Here is a 14,176-nt window from a genome sequence, read left to right on the forward strand (position 1 = left end):
TAAAAAATTGTTATCTTGTAAGGGTTTAAACAAACAATGATACTATGAAACGATTACTTCTTTTTGCTGTAACGGCTGGGGTTACACTATTGACAACTGCATGTGGTCAACGACAACAACAACAACAGGATCAAGTGGAGCAGCAATGGCAACTAACCGACTTGTGGGAAACAAAAAATTTGCCGGTTCCGGAATCTGTGCTTTATCATGAAGGGAATAATGTGCTATATGTATCATTAATTGACGGGGATGGTACAGAAAAAGATGGACAAGGTGGCGTTGCTATATTAAATCTTGATGGAAGTGTGAAGGATCAAAATTGGGTAACCGGAATGAACGCTCCGAAAGGGATGGCCGTTCATGAGAACCTATTATACGTGGCAGATATTACGGCTGTTGCAGTCATCGATATAGGTACAGGCGATGTGCTCCATCAAATTGAGTTTCCGGATGCGGTCTTTTTGAATGATGTTACGGTAGATGACGCAGGTACAGCCTATGTATCCGACACGCGTACCGGTACGATCTATCAGATGCAGAACAACCAACCTACGGTATTTTTAGCGGATGCACCGAATGTCAATGGACTAAAATTTGTTAACGGAAACCTTTATGCCTTAGTAGGGCCGGAGTTATGGAAGATCGATGCAAATAAGGAAAGTACCGTTATCGCCAAAGGTTTTGAGTTGGGAGGTGACGGATTAGAACCAGTAGGTAACGACGGCGATTTTCTTGTGACTTGTTGGGGAGGTCTGGTGTATTATGTGAAAGCTGATGGCTCTTTTGAGAAGCTGATGGATGTGCAAGGAAAGATGAACACGGCAGATTTGGGTATACACCCGGAGACAAATACGATATACATTCCTACATTTAACAGCAATAGCGTTAAAGCATTCAAGTTGGATAAGAAATAAAAGGGGGTGAATAATAGACTATTCTCGCATAAAATAGGAACCCTTATCATCTTCATTCATTTTGCCTGTAATTTGTGTGCACAGGATTTGACGATGTGGTATGATAAACCCGCCGTCCGTTGGGAGGAGACCCTACCCTTGGGTAATGGTCAGGTGGGTATGATGCCCGACGGGAAAATTCTGGACGAGTCCATCGTATTAAACGAAATATCCATGTGGTCGGGAAGCCCGGAAGAACCGAATAATGACAATGCATATAAAAGTGTTGATAGTATTCGAAAGCTGTTGTTCGCAGGGAAGAATGATGAGGCGGAAATGTTGGTCAACAAGAACTTTGTAACGAAAGGAAAAGGCTCGGGTCACGGAAAGGGAGCGGGAGTACCCTACGGCTGCTTTCAGAACTTTGGATACCTCAACTTTTTACATACAATACCAGGCGAGGTTTCGCAGTATAAGCGTACGTTGGATCTGGCAAACGCTACCGCGACGACCTCGTTCGAGGTGAATGGTATACGGTATCTGCGAGAATATTTTACCTCTTTTGATCGGAACATTGGTGTGATACGGTTGTCCGCAAATAGGAAAGGAGCCATTACTTTTGCCACACATTTTTACAGAGATGAAAATGTAAGCCATATGAAAGTGACCGATACCGAAATGATGTGGCATGGCGCATTGCCTGACGGAAAAGGAGGGGAAGGATTACGGTTTGCGGGGAAGATAAAAGTCATCACGAAAGGCGGCGACAACATGACGTATGATCATCAGATTATCGTGAAAAATGCTGATGAAGTGCTTATCGTTTTTGCAGCCTCAACAGATTATTACGGTCACCGTCCAGAAGAGGCCGTTGAGCATTTGTTAACTGATGCGTCAAAATGGACGTACAAAAGCCTATGGAAAGCACATCGTCAGCAATTTAGGAAAGTATTCCATCGTGTCTCTTTACGCTTGGACGATAACCAGGACAAAACGAACATCCCCACTGACCAACGTATCCAACAGTTTTTCGAGGACCCGACGCAAGATAACGCGATGGCCGTTTTGTATTATCAATTTGGCCGTTATCTTAGTATATCCAGTACCGCACCGAAAGAAGAAAAGGCGCTTCCTCCAAATTTGCAGGGTTTGTGGGCGCATCAAATCCAAACGCCTTGGAATGGAGATTACCATTTGAATGTCAATGCACAGATGAATCATTGGGGGGGCGAAGTAAACAACCTTTCTGCGTATCACAAACCTTTTATTAATTTAATTAAGCGTATTGCGAAAGAAGGAGAGAAGACAGCGAAAGCCTATTACAACGCGCCTGGTTGGGTGGTATATATGATGACCAATATCTGGGGTTATTCAGCTCCCGGTGAGCAGGCATCATGGGGCGCGAGTACGGCATCGGGCTGGCTTTGTAACCATCTGTGGGAACATTATCAGTTTACGAAAGATGAAAATTACCTTGCAGAAATATACCCTGTCTTAAAAGGTGCGGCCGCCTTTTACCATGCGACGTTGATCAAAGAGCCAAAAAACGGTTGGTGGGTCACTGCTCCGTCAGTTTCGCCCGAAAATGCTTTTAAGATGCCAAACGGCAAGGTTGCATCTGTTGTCATGGGCCCTACGATAGACAACCAGATTGTGCGGGAACTTTATGAAGCTGTGATTAAAGCAAATGATGTGCTCCAATTGGAAGATCCTTTTGCAAAAGAATTAGAACAGCAACTTCTTGACGTACCGCCTCCGGTGATTGTCAGCCGCTCAGGACGGGTGATGGAATGGTTAGAGGACTATGCGGAAATTGAACCTCAACATCGCCATGTATCGCACCTATACGGGCTATATCCTGCACATTTCATTTCGCCGGTCAGTACGCCAGAATGGGCAGAGGCAGCAAAGAAAACACTCCTCGTAAGAGGAGACGAGGGCACCGGATGGTCTCGTGCGTGGAAGATGCTGTTCTGGGCTCGGTTGCATGATGGCGACCATGCTTTAGAGATTCTTCGGCAGTTGCTCAAACCCGCTTTTAAAGATGAAACGACCTACGAAGGTGTGGGGGCCGGAACATATCCGAACCTTTTCTGTGCACATCCCCCATTTCAGATCGATGGTAACTTCGGTGGTTCTGCGGGAATTGCTGAAATGCTGATGCAGTCGCATGACGGTTATATTCACTTGCTTCCTGCATTACCTAAAGCGTGGCATAGGGGTGAAGTGAAAGGATTGAAAGCACGCGGAAATTATACCGTGGACATCCAATGGAAAAATGGCTGGGTAACAAGCTATAAAGTGTATGGGAAAAAGGGTGAAACAGTGGATATTTTTGTGAATGGGGAGAAGATAAAGAAAAAGATATGAACAGTATGACAATCGAACAGTTACATTCATTATATAAAGTACATCATGCGGTATCTACGGATACACGTAACATAACATCTGACAGTATATTTTTCGCCTTAAAAGGAGAACGGTTTAATGCCAATGAATTTGCGGGACAAGCATTGGAAAGCGGTGCCAATTGGGCGGTTGTGGACGAAGCAAAATATGTAGTGGACGAACGCTATATTCTAGTGGAAGATGTGTTGGCCACATTGCAGGAATTGGCTCGGTATCACCGTCGCCAACTGAATATACCGTTTGTCGGGATAACAGGAACGAATGGAAAAACCACGACCAAAGAGTTATTATATGCGGTGCTTTCGCAACGCTTTAAAACGTATGCTACAAAAGGAAATCTTAATAATCACATCGGTGTCCCCCTAACACTACTTTCCATAGATGACAGCATTGAAATGGCGGTTATTGAAATGGGTGCAAACCATCAGCAAGAAATTGCCTTTCTGTGCGATATTGCGGCACCGACACACGGGCTTATCACCAATGTCGGAAAGGCGCATTTGGAAGGCTTTGGCTCGTTTGACGGGGTGAAGAAAGCCAAAGGGGAGCTATATGATTTCCTCAAAATGCAGGATGGGGTGTTGTTCCTTCAAGGAGATAATGAATACCTGCACGGAATGGAAATGCAACGCGGTATTTCAAAAACTGTTCGCTATGGTTTTTCGTCGGAAAATGATATCGTAGGAAGGTTGGAATATGCTAATCCTCTTCTTTGTGTCTCTTGGAAAATACGAGATGTAGACGAATACCATACGGTACAGACACAGTTGACAGGTTCGTATAACACGGAAAATATTTTAGCGGCGATTGCAGTAGGGCATTTTTTCGGTATAGATGATGCGCATATCAATCAAGGAATTTTGGCGTATACACCCACGAATAACCGCTCTCAAATCTCAAGGACCGCCCATAATACCGTCATTGCCGATTATTATAATGCAAACGTAAGTAGTATGGAAGCCGCGTTGGCGAATTTGGCGGTTATCGAAGCGCAACATAAAGTGATTGTATTGGGTGATATGTTTGAATTGGGTGAGGATGCTGCAAAAGAACACCGACGCATGGTCGAAAAGGCTTTAGCCATCGGTGCAGATCGGACGATCTTTGTAGGTGAGGCATTCCATGCGTATCAAAGTCCAAAAGCGGAATTTTACGAAACCACGGATAATGCGAAAGAAGCTCTCAGCGAACGTCCTATTGTTAACAGTACGGTACTACTGAAAGCTTCTCGTGGAATGGCATTTGAAAAGCTGATGGAGGTACTGTAGATACAAAAAATTATCCGATATCTACCTCTACCTCATCGTCTAACGACAATTGCTTCTCTTTATTAATAAGTTGCGCGATACTCGTATCATTGAGAATTTGCAGCATCGCGTTTCGTACCTCAACAAAGGTATCGCGAATACCACAGGCGTGCTCTTCTACACATTCCTCACAGGAGCGATAAAAATTAAGGCTCACACAAGGTAATAAGGCAATAGGGCCGTCAATCAACCGCATGACCTGGGAGAGGAAGATGTCTTCAGGTGCTTTGTTTAAACTGTAACCTCCGCCGGCACCCTTTTTAGAGTATAGTATACCAGCGTTACGCATTTCCAAAAGAATCTGTTCCAAGAACTTTTTCGGAATACGTTCCTCTTCAGCAATCCTTACAATTTGCATCGGTTCTTTTCCGTAGTTACGTCCCAGCACCATGAGCGCCTTGATGGCATATTTAGTTTTCTTAGAAAGCATGCGTTCCCTTTTTATGGATCAATCAATAGTAGCGCAAAGATACGGAAAAAATAATTTGCCGTTGACTTATTGTCCTAATACCTCTACGATCGGCTTTCCAATATTGCCATTCGGCTCCATGATGTGCAGTAACGAAGCAAGAGTAGGGGCTATATCGACGACATGTACCTCTTTATTACTCACGCCGCTCTGTATACCCCAACCCATGAATATCAGTGGTATGTGTGAATCGTACGCTGACCAAACCCCGTGGGTTGTTCCTGGACTGCGCGGCGTGCTGGCATACCACTGTGGGTCGGCAATAATCTGGATTGCACCACTATGCCTGCGATTATATCCATTGATGATTTTCTCCCGAAGTGGAGCAGGTATAAACATATTTTGATTTCCCTCCATATCAACGACATACGTGATACCTTCTTCCTTGTTAAGCGAATTGATTATCGTTTCTTTGACCTCTTGAAGATTGAGTTGAAGAGAATCTATGAGCGTGTAGTTAAGATGCACTTGATAATTCATCAGGCTTCGTACGATTTTATCACTGCCAAATTTTGCATCAAGTTCACTATTCAGATGGCGCTGTATCTGGCGTGTAAATAAATAACCAGCATTACCTTTTTGGTCTGTATAATACATGGGGTTATAGGAGGCAGCATGATCTGCGGTAAGGAAAAACGTATAATTACCTTTGCCTACATGTTCATCGAGATAAGCTATAAAATCGGCGATGTCTTTATCGAGGCGAAGATAAGTATCTTCAATCTCTACAGCGGAGAGGGAATAACGATGCCCCACGTAATCTGTTGCCGATAAGCTTACACACAAAAAGTCCGTATGACCTGTTGGGTTACTGCCCAGTTGCTCTTGCTCCAATGCTACTTTGGCAAAATCCAATGTCAATGTATTTCCCTGTGGCGTTGTTTTGATGAGTTCATAACCCGCGTCTTTCATCAGCATGGAAGTTTTACGAGGGAATGTAGGAGCTTCCTCGCCCGGCCATTTTCGCTCATAAGGGCTGTCGTCGGCGGTGCTGTTTGTGTATGTTTCGATGGGGTATAACGTATTCCAGTCTTGCTTTAAATATTTGTCCGCTAGTTTTTGTTTGTTAAACGTTTCTACCCAATGGGGCAGTTTTTCCATATAAAATGTACTTGAAATCCAGTTGCCGGATTTTCCCTCAAGCCAGTAAGCCGCATCCGCAAAATGGCCCGCAGGTAAGATCCCGCCACGATCTTTCAAAGAGATACCGATAACTTTGGACTGAAAGTTGGTCGCAAGCTTCAGTTGATCCGTAATGGTAGAAGCTAACAGATTGCGAGGTGACTGTTGCCCTTCCTTTGCCTGTGTGCCCACACCTTGTACATTATCATCTTGTGTACAGTACATGGGTTGTCCCGTTGCCTGGATGATCCAATCGTTTCCGGCGATACCATGGATAGAAGGAACAGAGCCGGTATAAACAGAGCTGTGCCCTATAGCGGTAAGGGTCGGAATATAATTAAGCAGTGTGTTTTCACACGAAAATCCCTCGTTCAAAAGACGCTTGAAACCATCATCACCATAACGATCGGCAAACCGGTAGAGGTAATCCCACCGCATTTGGTCTACCATTAATCCGACAACCAACTTCGGACGCGCTGGTTGTGCATGTACTTGAAGTGCAATAGTTACGGTAAGAAGACCCGTAAAGAAAAATTTCCACATAATACCGTAGTTTTCGTCTATTTATTTTTTTCTCAATTGTTGATGAGAGCTCATGTAAATAACGATTGTTCCTATGTTCAGTGTTATTTACATCTCGGTTTGAGAATGAGAAATTAAAGGTAGATGATTTTTTAGATACTTCCCAGTATAAGATTCGTTACATTCGGCCAGATCTTCGGGTGTGCCTTCAAAAACAATCTCCCCTCCTTTGTTTCCACCTTCCGGTCCGATGTCAATAACCCAGTCAGCTGTTTTTATCATCTCCATATTGTGTTCGATAACCAGAATGCTGTTGCCTAAGGCAATCAGTGCATCAAAGGCTTTAAGTAGTTTGTGAATATCGTGGAAATGCAGTCCTGTTGTCGGCTCATCAAAAATGAAAAGCGTTTTTTTGCTGTTGTTCCCTTTGATCAAAAAAGAAGCAAGCTTGATACGTTGTGCTTCACCTCCGGATAGGGTGCTTGATGGCTGGCCAAGTTTTACGTAGCCTAACCCCACATCCTGTAAAGGTTTAATTTTAGCGATGACTTTAGGTACATCATGAAAGAATTCTATAGCTTCGTCCACACTAAGGTCTAAAACGTCAGCTACCGATTTACCTTCGTATTCCACATCCAACACATGTTGTTTGAAACGTTTGCCTCCGCAAGCTTCACATGGAAGTACAATATCAGCCATGAATTGCATTTCGATTTTGACCTCACCATCTCCCTGACACACATCGCAACGACCACCCTCTACATTGAAAGAGAAGGCGGAAGGTTTTAGTCCGGATGCTTTTGCTGCAGGTAGATTGGCGTAGACTGATCTTACTTCATCCCAACCTTTTACATACGTTACCGGATTGGAACGAGACGATCTACCAATTGGGTTCTGGTCGATCATTTCGATTTGTTCAATACGCGTTATATCGCCTTCGAGGGCATCAAATATACCGGTTTGTTCACCACTGTAGTTACCGATGGCTTTTTGTAAAGCAGGATAAAGAATCCGTTTGATAAGGGATGTTTTCCCTGATCCGGATACCCCTGTTACGACGGTAAATACATTTAACGGAAAGGTTACGTTGATTCCTTTCAAATTATTTTCCCGAGCCCCTTTGACGATGATGGAATCACGCCATTTGCGTCGTGTCTTTGGCGTGGGGATGGCTAATTTGCCGTTTAGGTATTGTCCTGTTAAGCTGTTTTTATCTTGAAGGATTTCCGGATAAGTTCCAGCGAAAACGAGCCGACCACCATTTATTCCTGCTTCCGGACCAATGTCGATAAGATAATCGGCGGCTTCCATCATTTCTTGTTCGTGCTCCACGACAATCACTGTATTACCTACATCGCGAAGTGATTTCAACACACCAATCAGCCGCTGTGTGTCGCGGGGATGCAGACCGATACTTGGCTCGTCCAGCACATAGATAGAGCCTACTAACGAACTCCCCAACGATGTCGCTAAATTGATGCGCTGCGATTCTCCACCCGAAAGCGTGTTGCTCAAACGGTTTAAAGTGAGGTAACTTAATCCCACATCACAGAGGAACTGCAGCCGGCTAACGATCTCGGCAAGTAATCTCTTAGCAATCAGCTGTTCGTGTTCCGTTAATTTAAGCTCTTTAAAGAATTGCAGTGCTTCTTCTAATGGCAATAAAACGATATCGGTAATAGATTTGTTCGCGATCTTCACGTAGGTTGCATCTTTACGCAAACGCGATCCCTTACAATCAGGACAATCTGTTTTTCCGCGATAACGAGATAACATAACCCGATATTGTATCTTATACGTTTGTTGTTCCAGTTCTTCAAAAAACTGGTTCAATCCACCAAAATATTTGTTCCCTGTCCACAATAGCTCCTGTTGGGCAGGAGTAAGGTCATCATAAGCGCGGTGTATGGGGAAATCAAACTTGAGGGCATTGCGTACCAGACGATTTAGCCATTCGCCCATTTTCTCTCCCCGCCATGGTGCAATAGCTCCGTCATACACCGAGCGGCTTTTGTCCGGAATGACTAAATCGGCGTCTATCCCGATCACCTTGCCATACCCCTCGCAACGTTTGCAGGCACCATAAGGGTTGTTGAAGCTAAAGAAATTTGGGGTAGGCTCTTCGAATAGGATGCCGTCTAGTTCGAATTTATCGGAATAATGCTTTCTATCACCATCGATGTCGACGTAACATTCGCCTTTCCCTTCGAAAAAAGCAGTCTGTAGCGAGTCCGCAATCCGGCTGTTTGTCTCATCTTGTTTATCCAACCGGATGCGATCTACGACAATCTGTACTTCTCCCGGCTTGAAATCTTTATTCTGAATCGTTTTATCTTCGATAATACGTTCTATCTTCTGAATCTTTTCCTCAAAAAGGACCCGAACAAATCCCTTTTGAAGCAGTAGGGATAACTCTTCTTTTAGCTTTCTCTTATTAATAGGTATAAGTTCCGAGAAAATAGTAATAGTGGTGTCTTCCGGATAGATCATCAACTCATCGATAATAGATGATATGGTATCTTTCGTAACCTGCTTACCCGAAACAGGAGAAAAGGTTTTGCCAATCCGCGCATAAAGGAGTTTAAGGTAATCGTATATTTCCGTAGATGTGCCCACAGTAGAGCGTGGATTGGAAGTAATTACTTTCTGTTCGATGGCGATAGCCGGAGCGATCCCTTTAATATAGTCCACTTCAGGTTTATTCATCCGTCCCATAAACTGTCTGGCGTAAGAAGATAGACTTTCTACGTAACGTCGCTGTCCTTCTGCATAGAGGGTATCGAAAGCAAGGGAAGATTTCCCAGAACCCGACATTCCTGTAATGACAACGAGCTTGTTTTTAGGGATATCGACATCGATGTTTTTCAGATTGTTGACCCGCGCTCCCTTTATTTGGATAAACGATTTAGCGTTTTGTTCCGATTTTTTTGACATAACCCACAAAGGTAAGGATTTTGTCTGACTCCGTAATGCAGAAAAACGATCCTTTGGATGGGTATATATTAGTTATTATTCTCATATTTAGATTTTAAATCTGAATTTTATCACAGGTAATGAAGAAACATGTTATTGTAAAAGTTTTTAAAGTTTTTTTGCTGACCTGCGTAACCTATCAGGCGTACGGACAGGACGCTTTGAACAAACTGCAGGTTATTGATACGCACAGCGATTTGCTCTGGCAATCCGATTATCAATCGCTGCAAGGATATCAGGTGCAGCCCGAATGGACGCTGCAAGCCTTCGAGCAGGGAGAATCTGTTGTTGTCAAGAATAAAGTTCCTTTATTCGGATGGATAATGAATGAAAGAAATTCTTCCTCCCGACAACAATATTATCAATTGCTGTTGGCAGATAATCTCAACGATATAAAGCAAAATAGGGGTAACTTATGGAATTCCGGGAAAGTACGGTCTTCTGAATCGACAGCGGTAGTTTACGGAGGAAATGACCTAAGTCCAGGAAATCTTTACTATTGGAAAGTAAAAGTATGGGACGAACAGGGAAATGAAAGTGAATTTAGTCCGCTGTCCTGTTTCTACACAGGCCAATTTGTGGAGGGATACGAAACAACGACTTACCCTTTGCAGCGAACGGATCAAACCCCAAAGAAACTGATAAAAAGGGAGCAGGAATACTTTATTGATTTTGAAAAAGCTGCCTTCGGTCAGTTGAGATTAAATCTTGATAGTCCGGTCGCCGATACGATTTTGATCCGGTTCGGTGAAAAAATTACAGCAGAAGGGAAAATCGACAGAAATCCAGGCGGCACAATACGTTATCAGGAATATAGGCTTCCTTTATCCCAGGGAACAAATACCTATCAGATCAAATTCAGGAAAGATCAAAGGAATACTGGGCAAGCAGCTGTCCTGATGCCCGATTATATCGGAGAAGTTCTGCCTTTCCGTTACGTGGAAATTGAAGGCTATGACCATCCCCTACATTATACTGATGTAAAGCGATCTATGGTGCATTATCCTTTTAATGACAATGCATCCTATTTCCATTCATCGAATGAAATCCTCAACCAAGTATGGGACTTAAGTAAATACAGTATTAAGGCTACAAGTTTTGCTGGAATATACGTTGATGGTGACCGGGAACGAATTCCTTACGAAGCCGACGCCCTTATCAATCAATTGTGCCATTACTGTGTAGACAATGAATTTACAATGGCCAGGGCCTCCCACGAATACCTGCTTCACAACGCCACCTGGCCGACCGAGTGGATTATGCAGTCTGTGATGATGGCTTGGAACGATTACTTGTATACCGGTGATTTACGATCCGTGAGCGCCCATTACGAAACGTTGAAGGCGAAGACGTTGACGGGATTGGAAGATAGCAATGGGCTGATCAGTACCAAAACCGGAAAGCAAAGTTCAGATTTGTTGAAGTCGATCAATCTCCAGAGAGATACCTTGCGGGATATAGTAGATTGGCCTCATAGCGGTATCCTCGGCCTCGGAAAAAAGGAACAGGGGGAAACGGATGGTTTCGTGTTTAGACCTTATAATGCGGTAGTCAACGCGTATTATTATCATGCACTGCGTCTGATGGCCAGACTCGCCAAGGAGATGGAAAGAGCTGATGATTTTGTTTTTTTTAATACCAAGGCAGACAAGTTGTACAATGCTTATCAAAAATATTTTTTTGATAAGGAGAGAAAAGTTGTTCGGGATGGAATAGGTACGGATCATTCTGCTTTGCATAGCAACATGTTCGCTTTAGCTTTCGGATTGGTACCCGAAGCATCGAAGAAAGAGGTCGTTGCTTATATACATTCACGAGGAATGGCCTGTAGTGTCTACGGTAGCCAGTTTCTCATGGACGCACTCTACGAGGCTGGAGCGGGTGATTATGCTTTCCAGCTGCTAACAGCAGAAACAGAACGGAGCTGGTATAATATGATACGGGTAGGGAGTACTATTTCCTTAGAAGCCTGGGATGATAAATACAAACCTAATCAAGACTGGAACCATGCATGGGGTGCTGTTCCGGCAAATATCATCCCCAGAAAACTGATGGGAATCGAACCTCTGGAGCCTGGGTGGGATACATTTAGGATACAACCTCAATTGGCCGACCTCGAATACGCGAAGATCCGTTTTCCCACTATTAAAGGGTATATCGATGCAGCATACAAACAATCAGCAAATCGACTTGAAGCGCAGCTGTCGATACCGGCGAATACCGTTGCTGAAATTTATTTGCCCCTGAAAAATAGCCGTGGGAAACCCGTTTTGTATGTGGACGGGAAGGAATACAAATATGAACTCAGCCAAAATTGGATAAAATTGCCTGACCTAGGTACCGGAAATAAGGAAATCATAGTCGTATATTAGGCCATAAAAGCAGGATAGTGCAGGACAGTTGCTGGTTTACATTTTGATATTTTTGAATAGCTAGTTGTATCAGACAATGTAGATTCATTGTCACGGTACATTTTATGATATATATAAACCTGCAGGAATACGATGCAATCTTTTGGTAATGGCCCAAATTGTAAATACGATATCGGATGATGAATTTGCGGATTTCAAGGCTGGAGATCACAAGGCCTTCCGCAAGGTATTTGATGCTTATCACAAGTCAATTTATAACTATGCTTATAAATTTAGTAAAAATCATGAGGAAGCAGAAGAACTTGTTCAGGAGGTGTTTGTCTCTCTGTTTCTAAACCGTGACAAGATAGAAAATTCCGAGAGCCTTTATCCTTATTTATTTGTCATCACGAAACGGATAACGATTTCCATTTTCAGAAAAAAGGTGGTGAAATCCAAATTTGACCATCATTTGAAGTGTAGCTGGAAAGAAGATTGTAAAAGTACAGAACACACGCTTGATACGACGGAGTTAAACAACGTATGGACGAGTGCCATAGAGCGTCTCCCCGAAAGGCAACGGGAAGTCTATGAGCTAAATAAAATCAATGGATTATCTTACGAGGAGATTGCGGATAAGATTGGTGTGTCCAGGTATACCGTTAAAAATCAATTGATTAAGGCATCCAAGACAGTAAAGTTAATCGTGAGAAATATTTATCTCCTACTTTTTTTATTAAAAATTTTATTTTGATCTAGTCCTTTTTTCTTGCTAACTCGTTTATATAGGTAACCAGTAATTATAAACGTTGGAAAAAGGACAACTCATTCATCTCATACAGCAGTATATGGACAATTCCATATCTGAGGATAATCTTATTTTGCTCAAAAACATTTTAGAGCAGAAAACAGATGAAGATCTCATATGGCTATGGGATATCTTAATGGAATCGTCGCCGGACACAAAAGGAGATGTTCCAGATGTTGAACATTTATTCCAACGGATTATGTTGGATGAGCGGCTTCAGCGGAATTTTTCTAAAGGCACCAAAAAGATTAAAACAATTAGACGTTTAGTCACGCTAGTGGCTGCGGCATGTATACTTGTGTTTTTAAAATTTACAATAGATTTTATAAATAGGCCAGATCCAACGGAGGCAAAGCTCAGCAGTGAGGATACGATTTCGACTATTAAGCCGGGAGGAAATAAAGCCCGGATTGTTTTGGCAGATGGAACTCAATTAGACTTGGAAGCGTTGAAAAAGGATACGATAATCCAGTTGGAGGGCTATTCGGTACATAAGACAGCAGATGGATCTATTACTTACGCAGTAACGGGCGAACAAAGGGTGAAGGGTAACGTATATAATACCATTATTACGCCAAGGGGAGGAGAGTATAATTTAACGCTATCAGATGGGACAAAAGTAGCGATGAACGCCTCATCCACACTTCGTTATCCGATCAATTTTCAGGAAGATGTCCGTCGTGTTGAACTGAAGGGAGAGGCATATTTCGATGTGAGTAAACAATATAGAAATGATAAACGGATTCCCTTTATAGTGGAAACAGATCAGCAAAAGCTAGAAGTATTGGGCACTTCTTTTAACGTGAACAGCTATGGTAAAACGATTGAAACGACGTTGGTAGAAGGGTCTGTAAAGGTCTCTTTCGACAATGGACAAAGTCATGTTCTAAGGCCCAACCAGCAAGCAATTTATATGCGGGAATCAAAAAGCACGGCTATCACAAATGTAGATCCATTTTATGTCATCGCCTGGAAGAATGGATCGTTTGCATTTGAGGATGCTTCGATCGAGGAGGTTATGGAAAGTGTTGCCAGATGGTATGATGTGGATGTTGTGTTTAAAGATGATTTAAAAAATAAGCGGTTTTCCGGTATGATATCCAGGTTTGAGGATATGGAGAAATTGTTGCAATCGGTCGAGCTAACAGGATCGGTAAGATTCGAAATCAATGGAAGGAGGATTTTTGTTATGAAATAAAAATCGGTAGAATTTGAAGAGAATAACAATCAGGAGCGTTGCGACCGCCCCTGATTAGCCAAGTCTTATGGACTTGTCGATTGATGTCTTAACATATTAATAGTAAACAACCAATCTTAAATAC

General features: G+C 42.9%; 9 protein-coding genes. 6 read left to right on the forward strand and 3 right to left on the reverse strand.

Annotation, left to right across the window (positions count from 1 at the left end; all coding sequences use genetic code 11):
* Positions 1-44: 44 nt before the first annotated feature.
* From FXV77_RS06140 to FXV77_RS06150, 3 genes are read left to right on the forward strand one after another with little or no spacing between them, the layout of a single operon-like run.
* Positions 45-914, forward strand: a complete 870-nt coding sequence (locus FXV77_RS06140; RefSeq protein ID WP_246162298.1) for an SMP-30/gluconolactonase/LRE family protein — start codon at positions 45-47, stop codon at positions 912-914.
* A gap of 6 nt (positions 915-920) precedes the next feature.
* Complete coding sequence (locus tag FXV77_RS06145) at positions 921-3,263, forward strand: glycoside hydrolase family 95 protein (protein ID WP_246162300.1); 2,343 nt, start codon at positions 921-923, stop codon at positions 3,261-3,263.
* Positions 3,260-4,570 carry a UDP-N-acetylmuramoyl-tripeptide--D-alanyl-D-alanine ligase gene (locus FXV77_RS06150; RefSeq protein WP_317132137.1) on the forward strand — a complete coding sequence of 437 codons (1,311 nt, stop codon included), beginning with the start codon at positions 3,260-3,262 and terminating at the stop codon, positions 4,568-4,570. The genes FXV77_RS06145 and FXV77_RS06150 overlap by 4 nt, the downstream gene beginning before the upstream one ends.
* A gap of 10 nt (positions 4,571-4,580) precedes the next feature.
* On the opposite strand, the gene FXV77_RS06155 is transcribed toward FXV77_RS06150, so the two are convergent.
* The 3 genes from FXV77_RS06155 to uvrA form a co-directional block, all read right to left on the reverse strand.
* Positions 4,581-5,039 (reverse strand): RrF2 family transcriptional regulator, encoded by a 459-nt coding sequence (locus FXV77_RS06155; RefSeq protein ID WP_148918316.1) that lies wholly within the window; start codon positions 5,037-5,039, stop codon positions 4,581-4,583.
* Positions 5,040-5,105: 66 nt separating this feature from the next.
* Positions 5,106-6,743, reverse strand: a complete 1,638-nt coding sequence (gene pafA, locus FXV77_RS06160; RefSeq protein WP_148918317.1) for an alkaline phosphatase PafA — start codon at positions 6,741-6,743, stop codon at positions 5,106-5,108.
* 87 nt (positions 6,744-6,830) lie between these two features.
* Positions 6,831-9,656 carry an excinuclease ABC subunit UvrA gene (gene uvrA / locus FXV77_RS06165; protein ID WP_148918318.1) on the reverse strand — a complete coding sequence of 942 codons (2,826 nt, stop codon included), beginning with the start codon at positions 9,654-9,656 and terminating at the stop codon, positions 6,831-6,833.
* A 119-nt stretch (positions 9,657-9,775) separates the two neighbouring features.
* On the opposite strand from uvrA, the gene FXV77_RS06170 reads away from it, so the two are divergent.
* From FXV77_RS06170 to FXV77_RS06180, 3 genes are all read left to right on the forward strand, one after another.
* Positions 9,776-12,067, forward strand: coding sequence for an alpha-L-rhamnosidase-related protein (locus FXV77_RS06170; RefSeq protein ID WP_148918319.1), 2,292 nt, complete (start codon positions 9,776-9,778; stop codon positions 12,065-12,067).
* A 148-nt stretch (positions 12,068-12,215) separates the two neighbouring features.
* Entirely contained in the window at positions 12,216-12,800 is a 585-nt protein-coding gene (locus FXV77_RS06175) for an RNA polymerase sigma factor (RefSeq protein ID WP_148918320.1), read from the forward strand.
* 55 nt (positions 12,801-12,855) lie between these two features.
* On the forward strand, positions 12,856-14,052 hold the full coding sequence (locus FXV77_RS06180; protein ID WP_148918321.1) for a FecR family protein: 1,197 nt from the start codon (positions 12,856-12,858) through the stop codon (positions 14,050-14,052).
* Positions 14,053-14,176: the final 124 nt, after the last annotated feature.

The organism is Sphingobacterium phlebotomi (assembly GCF_008180195.1).
Lineage (GTDB): Bacteria > Bacteroidota > Bacteroidia > Sphingobacteriales > Sphingobacteriaceae > Sphingobacterium > Sphingobacterium phlebotomi.